At 67.6% G+C, this 16,490-nt stretch carries 16 protein-coding genes; 10 read left to right on the top strand and 6 right to left on the bottom strand.

The annotated features are described in order from the left end of the window. Nucleotides 1–99 precede the first annotated feature (99 nt). Genes QFZ47_RS24300 through QFZ47_RS24275 form a run of 6 tightly spaced genes read right to left on the bottom strand, consistent with a single transcriptional unit; the run spans nucleotide 100 to nucleotide 7,198 of the window. Nucleotides 100–2,394: a TonB-dependent receptor gene (locus tag QFZ47_RS24300; protein ID WP_307658074.1), complete on the bottom strand. Its 2,295-nt coding sequence runs from the start codon at nucleotides 2,392–2,394 to the stop codon at nucleotides 100–102. Nucleotides 2,395–2,406: 12 nt separating this feature from the next. Then, nucleotides 2,407–3,402 (bottom strand): tripartite tricarboxylate transporter substrate binding protein, encoded by a 996-nt coding sequence (locus tag QFZ47_RS24295; protein WP_307658073.1) that lies wholly within the window; start codon nucleotides 3,400–3,402, stop codon nucleotides 2,407–2,409. Then, a complete protein-coding gene (locus QFZ47_RS24290) occupies nucleotides 3,399–4,286 on the bottom strand; it encodes a lanthanide ABC transporter permease protein PedC (RefSeq protein WP_307658072.1) in 888 nt (295 codons plus the stop codon). The genes QFZ47_RS24295 and QFZ47_RS24290 overlap by 4 nt, the downstream gene beginning before the upstream one ends. Then, entirely contained in the window at nucleotides 4,268–5,446 is a 1,179-nt protein-coding gene (locus tag QFZ47_RS24285; RefSeq protein WP_307658071.1) for a type 1 periplasmic-binding domain-containing protein, read from the bottom strand. Before QFZ47_RS24285 ends, QFZ47_RS24290 begins: the two co-directional genes overlap by 19 nt. Continuing rightward, the gene (locus QFZ47_RS24280; protein ID WP_307658070.1) at nucleotides 5,443–6,438 is read right to left on the bottom strand and encodes a PQQ-dependent catabolism-associated beta-propeller protein; all 996 of its coding nucleotides are present in this window, start codon (nucleotides 6,436–6,438) and stop codon (nucleotides 5,443–5,445) included. The genes QFZ47_RS24285 and QFZ47_RS24280 overlap by 4 nt, the downstream gene beginning before the upstream one ends. Before the next feature lie 46 nt (nucleotides 6,439–6,484). Next, nucleotides 6,485–7,198: a lanthanide ABC transporter ATP-binding protein PedB/LutE gene (locus QFZ47_RS24275; protein ID WP_307658069.1), complete on the bottom strand. Its 714-nt coding sequence runs from the start codon at nucleotides 7,196–7,198 to the stop codon at nucleotides 6,485–6,487. Nucleotides 7,199–7,786: 588 nt separating this feature from the next. On the opposite strand from QFZ47_RS24275, the gene QFZ47_RS24270 reads away from it, so the two are divergent. From QFZ47_RS24270 to QFZ47_RS24225, 10 genes are all read left to right on the top strand, one after another. Continuing rightward, nucleotides 7,787–9,559, top strand: a complete 1,773-nt coding sequence (locus QFZ47_RS24270) for a methanol/ethanol family PQQ-dependent dehydrogenase (RefSeq protein WP_370880611.1) — start codon at nucleotides 7,787–7,789, stop codon at nucleotides 9,557–9,559. Between the two features lie 95 nt (nucleotides 9,560–9,654). Next, complete coding sequence (locus QFZ47_RS24265; RefSeq protein ID WP_012748141.1) at nucleotides 9,655–10,059, top strand: c-type cytochrome; 405 nt, start codon at nucleotides 9,655–9,657, stop codon at nucleotides 10,057–10,059. Beyond that, nucleotides 10,056–10,946: a quinoprotein dehydrogenase-associated putative ABC transporter substrate-binding protein gene (locus QFZ47_RS24260; RefSeq protein WP_307658067.1), complete on the top strand. Its 891-nt coding sequence runs from the start codon at nucleotides 10,056–10,058 to the stop codon at nucleotides 10,944–10,946. The genes QFZ47_RS24265 and QFZ47_RS24260 overlap by 4 nt, the downstream gene beginning before the upstream one ends. A 16-nt stretch (nucleotides 10,947–10,962) precedes the next feature. Then, a complete protein-coding gene (locus tag QFZ47_RS24255; RefSeq protein ID WP_307658066.1) occupies nucleotides 10,963–11,646 on the top strand; it encodes a hypothetical protein in 684 nt (227 codons plus the stop codon). A 32-nt stretch (nucleotides 11,647–11,678) separates the two neighbouring features. Beyond that, nucleotides 11,679–12,050, top strand: coding sequence for a hypothetical protein (locus tag QFZ47_RS24250; RefSeq protein ID WP_307658065.1), 372 nt, complete (start codon nucleotides 11,679–11,681; stop codon nucleotides 12,048–12,050). Nucleotides 12,051–12,072: 22 nt separating this feature from the next. Then, complete coding sequence (locus QFZ47_RS24245) at nucleotides 12,073–13,053, top strand: YVTN family beta-propeller repeat protein (RefSeq protein WP_307658064.1); 981 nt, start codon at nucleotides 12,073–12,075, stop codon at nucleotides 13,051–13,053. 47 nt (nucleotides 13,054–13,100) lie between these two features. Then, on the top strand, nucleotides 13,101–13,646 hold the full coding sequence (locus QFZ47_RS24240) for an SRPBCC family protein (RefSeq protein ID WP_307658063.1): 546 nt from the start codon (nucleotides 13,101–13,103) through the stop codon (nucleotides 13,644–13,646). 26 nt (nucleotides 13,647–13,672) lie between these two features. Beyond that, nucleotides 13,673–14,692: an AAA family ATPase gene (locus QFZ47_RS24235; protein WP_307658062.1), complete on the top strand. Its 1,020-nt coding sequence runs from the start codon at nucleotides 13,673–13,675 to the stop codon at nucleotides 14,690–14,692. A gap of 4 nt (nucleotides 14,693–14,696) precedes the next feature. Continuing rightward, complete coding sequence (locus QFZ47_RS24230) at nucleotides 14,697–15,572, top strand: DUF58 domain-containing protein (protein WP_307658061.1); 876 nt, start codon at nucleotides 14,697–14,699, stop codon at nucleotides 15,570–15,572. Continuing rightward, the gene (locus QFZ47_RS24225) at nucleotides 15,569–16,489 is read left to right on the top strand and encodes a calcium incorporation protein MxaA (protein ID WP_307658060.1); all 921 of its coding nucleotides are present in this window, start codon (nucleotides 15,569–15,571) and stop codon (nucleotides 16,487–16,489) included. Before QFZ47_RS24230 ends, QFZ47_RS24225 begins: the two co-directional genes overlap by 4 nt. The last annotated feature ends 1 nt before the right edge of the window (nucleotide 16,490 follow it).

The raw sequence follows: 16,490 nt of genomic DNA, 5'->3' as shown, positions 1-16,490 counted from the left end.
AGTCGTTAAGTTTTCATTGACACGAATTGACCGTGGTCCGTCTGCCACAGGTTCAGTCGACAGTCATGACCCGCGCGCAGGAAGCGAGCTTGCGTCGCCTCAAACGCCCAACTGCACCCTCATGCCCACCCACACCGCACGCGGCGCGCCCGGCGCCACGAACTGCGCGTTGCGCCATGCATCGGGCGCCGCCACCGCGCCACTCGCATCGAAGCCGTTGCGGCCCAGCTGGCCCGCGGTGGCGTAGCGGCGGTTGAACACGTTCGCCACCTTGGCAAAAAGCTCCAGGTTGCGCGCGAGCTTCCAGCGCGCGGTGAGGTCGAGCAGCGCATAGCCGCCGATGCGGCCGCTGCCGCTGAAGTCGGCTCCGTCGGGCGTGTGCAGGCCGTTCTCGTTGCCGCGCACCGTCTGCCGCGAATAGACGCGGTACTGCGCGCCCAGGGTCCATTCGGGCGTCACCCGCCAGTCGACGTTGAGCTTGAGCGAGTGCGCCGGCAGGCCCGGCAGGCGGTCGCCGCGCCGCACCGCGATCTCGCCTTCGCCGGTGCAGGCGGGGCTGGTCTCGGCGCTGCTGTTCGATTCGGACACCAGGCAGGCCGGCGAGTCGTATCTCGCGCGCAGGTAGCTGTACGACAGCGACCAGTCCACGCTGCTTGTCTGCTGCGAGAGGCCCAGTTCCACGCCTTGGCGCAAGGTGCGCCCGAAGTTGCTGAAGTAGCCGCGCGAGAGCCCGCTGCTCACGAACAGCAGGTCGTCCTCGTTGACTGTGCGGAACACCGAGGCATTCCACCGCACGCCGGAATCGAGCGTGCCGCGCAGGCCTGTTTCGAAGGTCTGCGAAACCACCTGCTTGAGCGGCGGATCGGACTGCAGTGCGTTGGGCAGCACGCAGGCGTTCGCCGGATCGGAGCAGCCCAGCTCGATCGGGCTCGGCGCGCGGCTGCCCTGGCTCCAGCCGGCATAGGCCGTAAGCTGCGGCGTGGCCTGCCAGGTGAGGCCGATGGCGGGATTGAACTTCTTGTAGCGGCCCTCGCCGTCGAGCTGCGTGGAAAGCCCGAGCAAGGCGCGCCCGTCGTCGCGGGTGCTCACGCGGGTGTCGTTGTAGCGGCCCGAAAAGCTCAGCTGCAGGTTCGGCCGCAGCGTCACCAGATCGGAAAAATAGATGCTCGCGGTGCGGCTCTTGCCCGCGAGCAGCGCATCGACTTCGGCCTCTTCCTGCGGCACCACCGCGCGCGTGGTGTCCAGCAGGCCTTCGGCCTCGGTCTGCCTGAAGTGCGTGCGGGCACGGTCCACCGAGGCACCGAAGGTGAGCTGGTGAATGCCCGCGGTATAGGTCGACTGCAGCGCCACGCCTTCGCCGTGCTGGCGCGTGTAGGTTCGGTTCTCCACGCCTGTGGCCTCGTTGTCCGGCGGATTGAAATCGTCGTTGAGGTCGCCGTTGAGCGTGCTGTAGCGCGAGCGCCGCGTGTAGGCGGTCATGGAGATCGTCTGCTGATCGCTCAGGCGGTAGCTGCCATTGAGCGTGAGCATCGACATGCGGTTTTCAGTGCGGTCGGGCCGCGTGTAGACCTGCTTGCGGTTCTGCATCAGCATGGACTCGGGCAGCAGGCCGTTGCCCACCATCCGGTTGTCGCCATGGGTGAAGCTCAGGTCCCAGGAGAGCTTTCCGCTGTCCTGCCCGACCTTGGCGAACAGCTGGCGCACGCGGGACGGCGAGAAGTTGCGCCAGCCATCTTCATTGAGGCCGCCTAGCGCGAGGAAAAGGTGCCCGCCCTCGGCCAGCTTGCGGCCATGCGTGAGCTCGGTGCTCACGCGGCCGAAGGAGCCGGCCTGCAGCTCCAGCTCGGTGCCGGGATGCGTGTCGCCGCGCTTGGTCTGCAGCGACAGCGCACCGCCGAGCGTGTTCAGCCCGAACAGCGGGTTGGAACCCGGCAGCAGCGTGATGCTCGAGATGGCCGCCTTCGGAATCAGGTCCCAGTTCACCACGTCGCCGAAGGGCTCGTTGATGCGCACGCCGTCCTGGTACACCGACAGGCCCTGCGGCGTGCCGAGCACCGGGCTCGCGCTGAAGCCGCGGTAGTTCACGTCGACCTGGAACGGATTGCCCTGGATCTCGTTCACGTTCACGCTGGGTAATTGCGTGGCCATGAAGTCCGGCAGGTTCAGGCTCTGCGCGCGGCGCAGGTGCTGGTCGTCGGCGGTCTGCACATTGGACGGAATCTGGTCCTTCGGCACCTCGATGCCCGGCACGGGCGTGGTGCCGACCACTTCGACGGTCGGCAGGCTGCCAGCCCGCGCCGCGGCCTCCTGCGCATGCCCGGGCGAGGGGCAGGCGGCGGCGGCCACGGCAAGGCCGATCAGCCGGCGGGTGGTTTGCTTGTTCGGTCGGCTCACGGATGCTCCCCCTCAGGTGCCGGTGCGTGTGAGGCCCAGCTTTTCGACGATGGCGCGCTCCTGCGCGAAGATTTCGCGGCACGACTGCGCGTAGGCCTCCGGCCCGAGGTAATCGACTTCCTGGTCGTATTTCGCGAGTTCGTCCTTGAAGCGCTGGTCGAACATGGCCTTCTTGAAAGCATCGTGCAGCACCGCCACCACGCCGCGCGACAGGCCGCGCGGCCCGGCCAGGCCATAGGGCGACTTGGCCACGATGTCGAAGCCCAGCTCACGCAGCACCGGCACCTGCGGCCAGCGCTTGGAGCGTTCGCCGGAAAAGATCGCCAGCAGCCGAAGCGTGCCCGCATCGACGGCCGGCCCGAAGCCGGTGGAATTGACGCCGGCCATCACCTGCCCGCCCGCTATCGCATTGAGCTGCTCGGCCGTGCCCTTGTAAGGCACATGGATGTAGCGCAGCCCGCGTGCCGTGAACAGCGCCTCCAGCACCATGTGCGGCGTGGTGCCGATGCCGTTGGTGGCAATGGTCAGCTCGCCGGGCCGGGCGCGCGCGAACGCGAGCAGGTCGTCGAGCGAACGCATCGAACTGCCAGCGGCGACCAGCACGCCGAAGGTCACGCTGGACACCTGGATGATCGGCGTCACGTCGCGGATCGGATCCCACAGCACCTTCTGCGTGTGCGGCGCGCGGAACACCGGCTGCGGCATCTGGGCGATGGTGTAGCCGTCGGGCCGCGCCTGCTGCAGCACCGGCATGGCCAGCGTGCCGCCGGCACCGCCGCGGTTTTCGGTCAGCACCGGCTGCCCCAGCGCAACGGAGGCCAGTTCAGCCAGGACGCGCAGCGAGATGTCGGTGGCGCCGCCCGCGGGCCAGGGCACCCACAGCGTGACGGGGCGGGAAGGAAAGGGCTCGGTCGAAGCCATCACACGCGCCAGCGGCAACGCGCCCAGCGCCAGCGCAGCCGCATCGCGCAGCCAGCCGCGCCGGGTGGAACCGCCCTGCACTCTCATGGCGCGCCTCCTCCGCGTTTGGTGAGCCCGCCGAAGCCGCGCTGCGGGTCGTAGCCCCAGCAGGCCAGACCGAAGAAGACGACGAGGCAGCCGAGCACCACGTAGGGCGCGAGGCCCGGGTCCTTGCCGTAGAGCGCGAAGCGGATCCACTCCACCGCATAGGTGAAGGGATTGAAGCGCGCCAGCTGATACACCCATTCGGCGCCCGACTCCTGCAGCTTCCACAGCGGATAGAGCGCGGTCGACAGGAAGTACATCGGGAAGATGACGAAGTTCATCGTGCCCGCGAAGTTCTCCAGCTGCTTGATGTGCACCGACAGCAGCAGCCCGAGCGCGCCCAGCATGAGCGCGCCGGCCGCCAGCGCCACCAGTGCATGCAGGCCGGAGAGCGACAGCAGCGGCAGCTCGGTGCCGATCAGCGCCGCCACGATCACGAAAACCAGCGCCTGCAGCACCGACAGCAGCGCGGTGGCGCACAGCTTGGAGAACAGCAGCCAGGGCCGCGGCAGCGGCGCGGTGAGCAACAGGCGCATCAGGCCCATCTCGCGGTCGTACACCATGGCCAGCGACGACTGCATGCCGTTGAACAGCAGCACCATGCCGACCAGCCCTGGCACGATGTAGACGTCGTACGGAATGTAGGTGTCGTAGGGCTCGACGATCGCCACGCCGAACACATTGCGAAAGCCCGCCGCGAACACGGCCAGCCACAAGAGCGGCCGCACCAGCGCCGACACCAGCCGGCCAGTCTGCTGCGAGAACTTGTAGAGCTCGCGCAGCATGATGGCGCGCATCGCCTGCAGCGCATGGCCCAGTCCGCGCCGCGCTTGCGGTTCGGCGTGTTCGCCCACGGGCGTCTTCGTTTTCAGCGCGCGATCGGACATAGCTTCTCCGGCGCATCGGCGCCCAGCGTATCGAGCACATTGCGCGGGTGCAGCACGCCTTCGGCCGGCGCCTGCGCGATCACGCCCTGCCCGTCGGTCAGCAGCATGGGCTGGCGCAGCTGGCCGTCCCAGGCGCGGAAGCTGAGGCCTGTGCCCTTGGAACCGTCGAGCGTGCTCCTGGCGATGGCCTGGGCCCAGGCCGCGTTCGGGCCCTTGGGCGCGGCAATGGCGGCGGCGGCCAGCGTCTTGCCGGCCATCCAGGCAGACCAGTCGTGCGCGGTCATCGGACGTTTCGCGGCCTTGGCAAAGCGCCGCGAGACCTGCGGCGCGCCGTAGCGCTCGAACTGCGCATGCCAGGCCAGCGCCGCCAGCCCGCCGTCGCCCACCACGGGGCGCGGCAGCACGGTGCGATAGGGCAGCGTGCGGGCGAACTCGCCGTCGCTGTCGACCACCCACACGGCGTCGTAGCTGTTGCCGGCCGTGAGCAGCAGCGGATTGGCCAGGTCGCGCTCGCGCGGATCGGCCGAGAGCTTGAACGGCTTGCTGGCCACCACCTGCAAGCCGTAGCGCTTGATCGACGCCTGCGCGGTGGCCGCGCGCAGGGCGTCTTGCGGGCTGCCGCCCACCAGCAGGAGCAGCTTGCTCCATTTGCGCGACACCAGCGTCTGCGCCAGCGCATCGCTGCGCATGCGTTCGCTGGGCATCAGGTGGAACATGCGGGCGCGACAATCCTGCTGGCGCAGCCGGTCGGAGGCATCGCTCAGGTTCAGCACCGGCAGCTTCACGGCGTCGGCCACCGCCAGCGTCCATTCGGCCGGCAGATCGGTCAGCAGCACCGCCGCGCCGTTCTTCTCGGCCGCCACCGCCGCGGCGCGCGCCGCGTCGACGGAAGCAGCCGGCGCGGTGGCCAGCGCCACTTCGGCGCCCGCCGCGTCGAGTTCGAACTTCGCCTCTTCGAGCGCGACCTCGAGCCCTTCGGAAAGCGGGCCGCCCGGATGTCCCAGATAGGCACGCTCCAGGCGGGAGCGCTCCATGCGGGGGTCGTCGTCCGGCGTGATCAGCATGGCCTTGAGCACGGCCGCACCCGCCGCCATGGGCGCCGAGAGCGCCACGGCCAGCAGCGCGACAGGAATCCAGCAGGCCGGCGGGAGCGCCCTCATTCGACGATCACGAGCCCATAGGGCACGCGCCCCACCGGAACGCTCTTGATGGCCTTGGCGCCGGCCACGTCGACCACCGTCACGTCGTCGCTCAATCCGTTGACCACGTAGAGCCGCGCCTGCGCCTTGTCGAGCGTGACGTTCCAGGCCCGCTTGCCGACCAGCACCAGCGAGCCGACCTTGCGGCTGGCCACGTCGACGAAGGCCACGTGGTTGGCGCGGCCCAGGCCCACGAAGGCCCGCTTGCCGTCGCTCGTCATCTGGATGCCCACGGGCGTGATGTCTTCGGCGCGCGCGCCCTTCACTTCGAATTTCAGCGTGTCGATCACCTCGTGCGTGGCGGTGGAGACGATGCTGACGCTGGCGCCCAGTTCGTTGGTGACCCACAGCTCCTTGCCGTCGGGCGTGATGGCCATGCGCCGCGGCCGCTTGCCGACCTTGATGTTCTTCACGACCTTGCCGCTGGCCGTGTCGATCGCATGCACGAGGCTGGCCACCTCCGAAGTCACGTACAGGGTCTTGCCGTCGGCGCTGACCTTGACGCCCTCCGGCTCCGCGCCCACCTTGACCGAGCGCAGCTTCTTGCCGCTGGCCGCATCGATGAAGCTGGCCTCGCCCGCGTCCTCGTTGGACACGTAGATGACCTTGCCGTCCGGCGAGAGGTCGAAGGCCTCGGGCTCGTCGCCCAGCGGAATGCGCCGCACCGACTTGCCGCTCGCGGGGTCGATCAGGTCGGCCTGGTTGGAATCGGTGCAAGCCACCATGATCTGGCGCTCGGGTGTCAGCTGGATGTGGCGTGCGCGCTTGCAGGTCGGGATCGTGCCTTTCACCGCCAGCGTTGCAAGGTCGATCATCGTCAGCGCGCTGTCCTTCTCGCTCGAGACGTAGGCGGTGCCCTGCGCCGGCGCGGCACCACTGGCGGCGGCCAGCACGAACCCGCTAGCAGCGGCGCGGACCAGCGCACCAAGGACCGGGAAAGAACGTTGCGGCATGCGATGTCTCCATTTTTGTTGGCTCGAGTTCGTCAGGTGTCAGGTATCAGGCGGTACGGGCGATGAAGCCCGCCTCCAGGGTGGCCCCGCCAAGCTGCCGGCCCACATCGGCCGGCGTGCCGTCCGCCAGCAGCGATCCCTTGTGCAGCACCAGCACGCGGTCGGCCTCCTCGGCTTCCTCGACCCGGTGCGTGGCCCACAGCACGCACACGCCGCGCTCGCGTACATCCGCATGCAGGGCGGCGAGCAGGTCCTGGCGCGATTTCGGGTCGAGCCCGACCGTGGCCTCGTCCATCAGCAGCACCGCGGGGCGGTGCAGGCCCGCGCGCGCGAGCTCGACCTTGCGGCGGTTGCCGCCCGACAGCTCGCGCACCTTGCGGTCGAGGTCGGCGTCGATGTTCAGCCGCTCGCAGGCCGATGCGATGCGCTCGTTCGCGAGCCGCCGCGGCAGGCCGTGCAGGTCGGCCTGGAACAGCAGGTTGCGCCGGATGCTCAGGTCCAGGTCGAGCGACATCTGCTGGAACACCACGCCGATGTGGCGCAGCGCCGCGGTCGCGCAGCGGCGCAGCGAATGGCCGGCCACTTCGACCTCGCCTTCGTCGGCCGCGAACATGCCCGTGAGCACCTGGAACAGCGTCGACTTGCCCGCGCCGTTGGGCCCGAGCAGCGCCACGAACTGGCCCGCGGGCACATGCAGCGACAACGACTGCAGCGCCGTGCGTGTGCCGTAGCGCTTGGTTAAGTCGATGGTTCGCAGCATGTAGAACGATGGGGTCTGCCGGGCTTTCGGGGTCTCAATGGTATGGGTCGTTTGCTTTCGATCCGCAAATTCTGTGCCTCCGCAGATCGAGGGTTTTCACTGTGAGGTATCCCTGCTCATTTGCCCCGCGCGAGCGTCTCCGCACTCCCCTGCAAGCCCTGGTCGCTCGACATTCGTTACGTCGCACGAGACACTTTGCGTCAAATTTGATGCGCACACGATGCAGGGCCACGGCAATGCGCGGCGTGCGGCGTCGGACAGCGCATCGAACGCTCGGGATTTCCCCTAGGTTCGATGCCGGTCCCGGCGCGTCGCGGCATGCCGCCGCGCGTTGCATGCAGGTCTTCTCGCCCGGGCTCTTGCGAGTGGAAGCTTGCGCTTTCGCATCGACGGCACATGGGCATGGCGGACCAGCGCGGGTTGGAATGGCGGGCATGGATGTTGCGGTCCGCTGCTTTCGCCAAGGTGATCGAAAGATCCGCAGGCTGCTGCCATGACCGTGTTCAAAACCCACTGAGATGTGAGGAGACATTTATGAAGTTTTCCAGGCAGATCGCCGGCCGTCTCGTACGGCATATCGGCGTCGCGATGTTGGCTCTTCCGGCCTTGGCGCTTGCCAATGCCGACGTCGAGAAAAACATCGCCAACTCGAAGAACTGGGCCACGCAAGCGGGCGATATGTTCAACCAGCGATACAGCAAGTTGAACCAGATCACCAAGAGCAACGTGGGCAAGATGCAGGTTGCGTGGACCTTCTCCACCGGCGTGCTGCGCGGCCACGAGGGTTCGCCCCTGGTGGTCGATGGCGTCATGTACCTGCACTCGCCGTTCCCGAACAAGGTGTTCGCGCTCGACGTCGAGACCCAGAAGATCCTGTGGAAGTACGAACCCAAGCAGGACCAGTCGGTGATCGCGGTCATGTGCTGCGACACGGTGAACCGGGGGCTTGCCTATGCGGAAGGAAAGGTCTTCCTGCAACAGGCCGACACCACCCTCGTCGCGCTCGACGCCAAGACCGGCAAGGTGGCGTGGACGGTGAAGAACGGCGATCCGAAGGTCGGCGCCACCAACACCAATGCGCCCCACGTCTTCAAGGACAAGGTCATCACCGGCATCAGCGGCGGCGAGTTCGGCGTGCGCGGCTTCCTTGCCGCCTACAACATCAAGGACGGCAAGCTGGCGTGGAAAGGCTTCAGCACCGGGCCGGACGAAGAAATGCTGATGGACCCGGCCAAGACCATGACCTGGACCGACGGCAAGATGGCGCCGGTCGGCAAGGACTCTTCGCTCAAGACCTGGAAGGGCGACCAGTGGAAGATCGGCGGCGGCACCACCTGGGGCTGGTACAGCTACGACAAGGCGACCAATGCCGTGTACTACGGCACCGGAAACCCGTCGACCTGGAACCCGTCGCAGCGGCCCGGCGACAACAAGTGGTCGATGAGCATCTGGTCGCGCGACGTGGACACCGGCAAGGTCAACTGGGTCTACCAGATGACGCCGTTCGACGAGTGGGACTTCGACGGGATCAACGAAATGATCCTGGCGGACATCAACGTCAAGGGCAAGCCGACCAAGGCGCTGGTGCACTTCGACCGCAATGGCTTCGCCTACACGCTGGACCGCGTGACCGGCGCGCTGCTGGTGGCCGAGAAGTACGACCCCAAGGTGAACTGGGCCACGCACGTCGACATGAAGACCGGCCGGCCGCAGGTGGTTGCCAAGTATTCGACCGCGCAGAACGGCGCCGACGTCAACACCAAGGGCGTCTGCCCCGCAGCGCTGGGCAGCAAGGACCAGCAACCCGCCTCCTACGACCCCAACACCAAGCTCTTCTACGTGCCGACGAACCACGTCTGCATGGACTACGAGCCGTTCAAGGTCGAATACACGGCTGGCCAGCCGTATGTGGGCGCCACGCTCTCGATGTATCCCACGCCGGGCAGCCATGGCGGCATGGGCAACTTCATCGCGTGGGACGCAGGCACCGGCAAGATCGTGCAGAGCAAGGCCGAGAAGTTCTCGGTGTGGAGCGGCTCGCTGAACACCGCCGGCGGAATCTCCTGCTACGGCACGCTGGAGGGCTACCTGAAGTGCGTGGATGCCAAGGACATCAACAAGGAACTGTTCAAGTTCAAGACCCCGTCCGGCATCATCGGCAACGTGTTCACCTACGAGCACAAGGGCAAGCAGTACATCGGCGTGTTCTCGGGCATCGGCGGCTGGGCCGGCATCGGCATGGCTGCAGGCATCGACCCCGAGAAGAGCACCGAAGGCCTCGGCGCCGTCGGCGGCTACAAGGAACTGAGCCAGTACACCGAGCTCGGCGGCTCGCTGACCGTCTTCGCAGTACCCAAGTAAGACCGAGGAGACCTTAGCCGCTTCATGCGGACCGGGAGAGCACTCGCTGGAGGGCTCTCCCTCGTACTTTCAAAGATATCGGAGACCCAGGAGCCATGAAATTTCGTAAGTCAACGTTGCTGCCTTCCCTCGTCCTGCTTGCCGGCGTGGCCTGCACACTGGCCATTGCCGCGCCAGACCCCGCGCCCTACAAAGTAACCGATGGCTACAAGGTGGACCCCGAAACCATGAAGGGTTTCCGCACCTGGCGCTCCGCCGCTTGCGACCGTTGCCACGGCCCGAACCAGGAAGGCATGGTCGGCCCCTCGCTGATCAACAGCCTCAAGACAATGAAGAAGGAAGACTTCATCAAGACCGTGCGCGATGGAAGGCTCGACAAGGGCATGCAGAGCTTCGGCAACAACCCCGCGGTGATGGAGAACATCAACCAGCTCTACGCCTACCTCAAGGGCCGTTCCGACGGCGCGATCACCCGCGCCCGAGTGGAAGAAAACAAATGACCGCCCGGCAGCATGCTGCCAAGCCCCTTTCCCTGAGCGCCCGCCTGCGGGCGGGCCTGCTGGGCGCGGCATGCTGCTGCGCGCTGCTTCCCGCCCTGGCCCAGGAGACGCCGCCGCGCAAGGCGCTGCGCGTCTGCCAGGACCCCAACAACATGCCGTTCTCCAACACCAAGGGAGAGGGCATCGAAAACCGCATTGCCGAGCTGTTCGGCAAGACGCTGGGCCTGCCGGTCACGTACTACTCGTTCCCGCAGCGGCTGGCCTTCTTCCGCAACACGCTGCGCTTCAAGCTGCCGGGGCAGGACTACCCGTGCGACATCGTGATGGGCGTGCCCGTCGGGCTCGACGAGGTCTCGGTCACCAAGCCGTATTACCGCTCGACCTATGCGCTGGTCTTTCCCAAGGGCAAGGGCATGGACAACGTGGCCTCGGCGGAAGATTTTCTCAAGCTCGATGCGGCCAAGCTGAAGTCGCTGCGCATCGGCATCTACGACCGCTCGCCGGCTTCGCAATGGCTCAACAAGCATGGCCTGCTCGAACAGGGCGTGCCCTACAAGCTCATGAGCGCCGACCCCGCGCAATACCCGGGCGAGATCGTCGAGAAGGATCTGGCCGAAGGCAAGCTCGATGCCGTGGTCGTCTGGGGCCCGATCGCGGGCTTCTTCGCCCGCCGCGTCAAGAACCCGGCCCTCGTCGTGGTGCCGCTCAAGTCCGAAAAGGGCGTGCGGCTCGACTACCAGATGGCCATGGGCGTGCGCTACGGCGAGCGCGAATGGAAGCAGCAGATCGAGGGGCTGATCGAATCCAAGGCGCCCGAGATCCAGGCGATCCTGAAGGAATTCGGCGTTCCGGTGGTCGATGCGTCGTTCGGGGCTCCCACCAACTGAGTTGCCGTTCTTTCCCATGCGCTTCGCCCTCGCCGCTTCGCTCTGCGTCCTGCTCTTGCCCGCCCCGGCCTCGCATGCCGAGCCCGACAAGCGCGACTTTTCGCCCGCCGAACGCCTGCTGTTCATGACACCGCAACTGCAGGGCCTGCAGGCGCCCATGCTGCTGCGCTACACCTTCGGCAAGACCGGCAGCTTCGAAGAGCCATTTGCCGACAGCGTGACCGTTGCCCTGAGCGCCAAGGACGATGGCCGCTGCTGCGATGCCAAGGGCGTGTTCCTGAGCGGCGCGCGCAAGCTGCAGGTGCCCGACGTGCCGGCCGCCGATGGCAATCCCGTCATCCTCTATTTTCTGGAGCATGACGTGCGCGAGATGAAGCGGCTCACGCGCGGCTCCGACTATCACTTCCGCAAGCGCATCCGCATGGCGATCTACCAGGACGCCGAAGTGCGCGAGGTGTCGCTGCGCTACCAGGGCCGCGCCATCAAGGGCAAGGAAATCGTGTTCAGCCCCTTCCTGGACGACCCCAATCGGCCGAAGTACGAAAAGTTCGCGACCAAGAGCTACCGCTTCACGCTGTCCGACGCGGTGCCGGGCGGCGTCTACGGCATCCGCACTTCCGTCCCAGGCGAAAGCGCCGCGGCCCAGCCGCTGCTCGTCGAGGAACTTCTCATCGACGGAGCCAAGGCGCCGGCGCGCTAGCGCCGCGCTTCTCTCGAACATCAGCGAACGCCATGAAAAAAACAGTCCGCCTTCTTTGTTGTCTTCTCGGCCTTCCGATGGCGGTGCATGGCGCGCCGCACGCCAACGACTTTCCCACCGTGGACCGGGTGCTGTACGTGCAGGAATGCATCGCCGCGCATCCGGACGCCGGCAACTTCGAAATGACGAACAAGTGCTCCTGCGCCCTCGACGCGCTGGCAAGGGAAATCAGGTACTCGGAATACGTGGACCTGAGCACCGCCGCCAAGGCCACCACCATCGGCGGCGAGCGCGGCGGCTACATCCGCGATTCGGAAAAACTGCAGGCCGACATCAAGCGCTACAAGGCGCTCCAGGCCAAGGCGAACAAGGGCTGCTTCATCGGCCCGGCCACCGCGCGCTGAGCCGCGTCCCGGGCAGATCGCCATGACGGGTACCGCAACACCTGTGCACGCCGGGGTTGCCGCCATGCTGCTCTGCGCCTCGGCCTGGGCCTCGCCGTTCGCCTACATCACCAACCAGGGCAGCCATGACGTGTCGGTGATCGATCTCGCCTCCGAGCAGGTGGTGGCCACCGTTCCCGTGGGCCGGTCGCCGGCCGGCGTGGTGGCGTCCAGCCGCGCCGGCAAGGCGTTCGTCTCCAACCCCGACAGCAAGACCATCTCGGTCATCGACATGCGCCAGCAGAAGGTCGTGAACACGCTGCCGGCCGGAGACGGGCCGGTGGGCATCGACATCTCGGGCGACGGCCGGCACCTGTACGTGGCCGACTGGTACAGCAGCCAGCTGCTGGTGTTCGACGCGCAAGCCACCGGTGCCGCAAGGCCCCTGGCGTCGATCGCGGTCGGCCGTGCGCCCGCCGGCGTGGCCGCACATCCCGACGGCACCACCGTGTTCGTGGCCGAGCGCGACGACGACAGCGTGGCCGTGGTCGACGCGGCCGCACGGCGGGTGCTGGCGCGCGTGCGTGTCGGCAGCCATCCGTTCGCGCTGCTCTACGACGCTGCGCGCTCGCGGCTCTATGCGCTCAATGTGCAGAGCAACGACGTTTCGGTGGTCGACATGCGCGATGCGCGCCGGCCCGCCGTCATCGCCACGGTGAAGGTGGGCAAGGCCCCCTACGGCGCCGCGCTGGCGCAGGGCGGCGCACTGCTCTACGTGACCAACCAGCATGAAGACACGGTCAGCGTGATCGACGCCGACTCGCTGAAGCTGCTGCGCACCCTCCCCGGCTTCGCCTACCCGGAAGGCATTGCCGCGCACGGCGACCGCGTCTATGTCGTGAACTGGATGGACGACAACGTGCAGGTGCTCGATGCCGCGAGCGGGCAGAAGCGCAAGACCATCGCCACGGGGCAGAACAGCCGCGGGTTCGGCGCCTTCATCGGCGCGCCGATCGAGCCCTGACATATTTCTCGACCGATTTTTTTCTCCACCTCATCACGGACGTTTCCATGCTGACACACCCTTCCGGCCGACGGGCTCTCTCCGTTCTTCTCGCATCGATCCTGCTCGCCGCATCGGCCCCGAGCCAGGCCCACGGGCCCACGCGCCAGAAGGTGAGCGAAAAGGTCACCATCGAGGCGCCAGCCGATGCCGTGTGGGCCAAGATCAAGAATTTCAACGCGCTGAAGGACTGGCATCCGGCAGTGGCCGACAGCGCGGCCGACAAGGGCAACACCGAAGGCTCGGTCAGGACCGTCAAGCTCAAGGGCGGCGGCACGCTGGTCGAGACGCTCGAGGGCTACGACGACGCGAAGATGAAATACAACTACCGCGCCAAGGATGGCGGGGCGCTGCCGGTCACCAACTACACCTCCGTGCTCTCGGTGGTGGCCGACGGCGGCAAGTCGGTCGTCGAATGGCGCGGCGCCTTCTACCGCGGCTATCCCAACAACGATCCGCCGCCGGACCAGAACGACGAAGCCGCGATCAAGGCCGTGACCGACGTCTACCGCGGCGGGCTCTCCCACCTGAAGAAGATGATGGAGTCGAAATAGCCCCGGACACCGGAGCCGGCAACACCATGGGCACCGAAGAACAACTCGAAGACTGGCGCCGCCTCGCGCTGCGCGTCGAAAGCGAAGTCGCGAAAGCGATCATCGGCCAGACCGAGACGATCCGCCTCATCAACGTGGCGCTGTTCGCGCGCGGCCACGTGCTGCTCGAAGGCGACGTGGGCGTCGGCAAGACCACGGTGCTGCGCGCCTTCTCGCGCGCCATCGGCGGCGACTTCGAGCGCGTCGAGGGCACGGTCGACCTGATGCCCGGCGACCTGGTCTATCACACCTACGTCGATGCCGAAGGCCGGCCGCGCATCGACCCGGGGCCGCTGCTGCGCCACGGCGAGCGCCTGGTCACCTTCTTCTTCAACGAGATCAACCGGGCCCGGCCGCAGGTGCAGTCGCTGCTCTTGCGCGCGATGGCCGAGCGCACGGTGTCGGCCTTCGACCGCGAGTACAGCTTTCCGCACATGACGGTGTTCGCCGACCGCAACAAGGTCGAGCGCGAAGAGACCTTCGAGCTGGCTTCGGCGGCGCGCGACCGCTTCATGTTCGAACTCAACATGCCCAAGCCGGCCGACCGCGGCATCCGCCGGTCGCTGGTGTTCGACACTGTCTACCACGACACCGAAAGCCTGATCGACAAGGTGGCGCCGGCCATCCTGCCCTGGGACCGGCTCAACGCCATTGCCGCGCAGGTGCAGCACAGCGTGCGCGCCAGCGAGACCATCGAGCGCTATGTGCTCGACGTGTGGGAGGCCACCGAGGCGCCGCAGAAGTTCGGCATCCGGCTCGATGGCGTGGACATGGACCGCCTGATTCTTGCCGGCGCCAGCCCGCGCGGCATGAGCGCGCTGCTGCGCGCGGCGCGCACCGTCGCCTGGCTCGAAGGCCGCTCGCACCTGGAGCCTGCCGATCTGGCGGCGGTGCTGCCCTCGGTGCTCGGGCACCGCGTCTTCTTCACGCCCGTCTACGAGTTGCGCCGCGCAGAACTCTCGGAAGCGCTGGTGACGCAGATCATGGACAGGATCGCCGCTCCCTGATGCCATGGACCGCGTCGATGAATTCCACTACCAGCTGCCGCGCCGCTTCGGCGGCTGGCGCCCGGGCGCGCAGCGCGGGCTGAGCCAGGGAAGCGGGCAGGAATTCGCCGCGCACCGGCGGCTGTTCGACCACCCCGACCCGCGCCGCATCGACCTGCGCGCGAGCGTGCGCGAGGGCCGCGGCGACTGGCTGGTGCGCATCCACCGGCTGCGCGTGGCCATTCCCGTGCATGTGGTGGTGGATGTGTCGGCCTCGATGCATTTCGGCGCCGAGCGCCGCAAGCTCGACGTGGTGGCCGACCTGGTCGAGGCGCTGGGCTACAGCGCCTTTCGCGCCGGCGACACGGTCGGCCTGCTGGCCTTCGATCAGCGCGAGCGCCCGGACCTCTTCGTGCCCGCGCGCCACAGCCGCGGCAACGGCAGCCTGATGGCGCGGATGCTGCGCGAGTGCCGTGCAGCCACGGGACCGGCGCCCACGGACGACAGCGCGCTGGCGGGCCTGCGGCGCACCACCGAACGCCTGGTGGGCCGCGGCGGGCTGGTGTTTCTCGCTTCGGACTTTCACTGGCCGATTGCCGCGCTCGGCGAGCTGCTCGAGCAGTTCGCGCCCGCCTGCGTGGTTCCGCTGGTGGTCTGGGATCCGGCCGAAACCGAGCCGCCGGACGCCCGTGCGCTGGTGGCGCTGCGCGATGCCGAAACCGGCGCGCGGCGCAGCCTGTGGATGCGCGAGTCGCTGCGCGTGCGGTGGCGCGAATCGGTTGCGGCGCGGCGCGCCGAACTCACCGCCTTGTTCAACGCGCACGGCATGCCGCCCTTTCACCTGCATGGCCGTTTCGACGCCGAAGCGCTCACGCGCTATTTCCTGGAGACGGCGGCATGAACCCCGTGAATGCAGCCGTGCTCGCCATGGCGCTGGCCGTGGGTCCGTCCGGTCTGGCGCTGGCCGCCGATTCTGCGAAACCCGCCACGACCGCAACAGCCGCAACAGCCACCATCGAGCAGCCGCGCAGCTTCGGCCACGTGCTCGGCGATGTGCTCACGCAGCGCGTGCTGCTCGAGCAGCAAGGCCGGCCGCTCGAGCTTGGCGCGCTGCCCGCCGCGGCGCGCATCGATCTCTGGCTCGAACGCAGGCCATCGCGCATCGAGACCGATGCAGAGGGACGGCGCTGGCTCGCAGTCGAATACCAGATCATCAATGCACCGCGGAACCTCACAGCCATCTCGCTGCCGGCCCTGGCGATCGCCACCGCCTCGGGCTCGGCGCTCGCGCTGCCCGCATGGCCGGTCAGCATCGGACCGCTGACGCCGGCAGAAGCCTTCGGCCAGGGCGATCTGCAGCCGCTGCGGCCGGACCGCCCGGTCGCGGCGCTTCCGACCTATGCCATCGAGCGGCATCTGAAGCTCTCGCTTCTTGCGCTGCTCGCGGTGCTGCTGGCCTGGCTCGCCTGGTGGGCGTGGCGCAACATGCGCGAAGCGCAGCAGCTTCCGTTCGCACATGCCTGGCGCGAGCTCAAGCGCATCGACGATCCGGCGAGCCCGGAAGCCTGGCGCGTGGTGCACCGCGCGCTCAACCGGAGCGCCGGGCGCGTGGTGCACGGCGCCAGCCTGCCGCAGCTGCTGGCCGATGCGCCCTACCTGCGCCCGCTGCAGCCGCGCCTGGAGGATTTCTACCGCGAGTCGACGCGGCGCTTCTTCTTTGCCGAAAGCGCCGCCGCCCCGGCCCAGCCCCAGGCCGCCTATCCGCTCAAGCCGCTGTGCCGGGCGTTGCACAACGCGGAGAAGCGCCACCGGCATTGAC

Source organism: Variovorax paradoxus, assembly GCF_030815975.1.
GTDB lineage: Bacteria > Pseudomonadota > Gammaproteobacteria > Burkholderiales > Burkholderiaceae_C > Variovorax > Variovorax paradoxus_N.
Note: the sequence above shows the minus strand (reverse complement) of the source record. Positions and strands in the feature narration are given on the sequence as shown.

What these genes read in the sequence shown, in the direction of transcription:
- QFZ47_RS24225 (WP_307658060.1), top strand. Translation starts at nt 15,569, where the DNA reads ATGAACCCCGTGAATGCAGCCGTGCTCGCCATGGCGCTGGCCGTGGGT.
- QFZ47_RS24250 (WP_307658065.1), top strand. Translation starts at nt 11,679, where the DNA reads ATGAAAAAAACAGTCCGCCTTCTTTGTTGTCTTCTCGGCCTTCCGATG.
- QFZ47_RS24270 (WP_370880611.1), top strand. Translation starts at nt 7,787, where the DNA reads ATGTTGGCTCTTCCGGCCTTGGCGCTTGCCAATGCCGACGTCGAGAAA.
- QFZ47_RS24230 (WP_307658061.1), top strand. Translation starts at nt 14,697, where the DNA reads ATGGACCGCGTCGATGAATTCCACTACCAGCTGCCGCGCCGCTTCGGC.
- QFZ47_RS24260 (WP_307658067.1), top strand. Translation starts at nt 10,056, where the DNA reads ATGACCGCCCGGCAGCATGCTGCCAAGCCCCTTTCCCTGAGCGCCCGC.
- QFZ47_RS24290 (WP_307658072.1), bottom strand. Translation starts at nt 4,286, where the DNA reads ATGTCCGATCGCGCGCTGAAAACGAAGACGCCCGTGGGCGAACACGCC.
- QFZ47_RS24265 (WP_012748141.1), top strand. Translation starts at nt 9,655, where the DNA reads ATGAAATTTCGTAAGTCAACGTTGCTGCCTTCCCTCGTCCTGCTTGCC.
- QFZ47_RS24235 (WP_307658062.1), top strand. Translation starts at nt 13,673, where the DNA reads ATGGGCACCGAAGAACAACTCGAAGACTGGCGCCGCCTCGCGCTGCGC.
- QFZ47_RS24245 (WP_307658064.1), top strand. Translation starts at nt 12,073, where the DNA reads ATGACGGGTACCGCAACACCTGTGCACGCCGGGGTTGCCGCCATGCTG.
- QFZ47_RS24280 (WP_307658070.1), bottom strand. Translation starts at nt 6,438, where the DNA reads ATGCCGCAACGTTCTTTCCCGGTCCTTGGTGCGCTGGTCCGCGCCGCT.
- QFZ47_RS24240 (WP_307658063.1), top strand. Translation starts at nt 13,101, where the DNA reads ATGCTGACACACCCTTCCGGCCGACGGGCTCTCTCCGTTCTTCTCGCA.
- QFZ47_RS24295 (WP_307658073.1), bottom strand. Translation starts at nt 3,402, where the DNA reads ATGAGAGTGCAGGGCGGTTCCACCCGGCGCGGCTGGCTGCGCGATGCG.
- QFZ47_RS24285 (WP_307658071.1), bottom strand. Translation starts at nt 5,446, where the DNA reads ATGAGGGCGCTCCCGCCGGCCTGCTGGATTCCTGTCGCGCTGCTGGCC.
- QFZ47_RS24255 (WP_307658066.1), top strand. Translation starts at nt 10,963, where the DNA reads ATGCGCTTCGCCCTCGCCGCTTCGCTCTGCGTCCTGCTCTTGCCCGCC.
- QFZ47_RS24275 (WP_307658069.1), bottom strand. Translation starts at nt 7,198, where the DNA reads ATGCTGCGAACCATCGACTTAACCAAGCGCTACGGCACACGCACGGCG.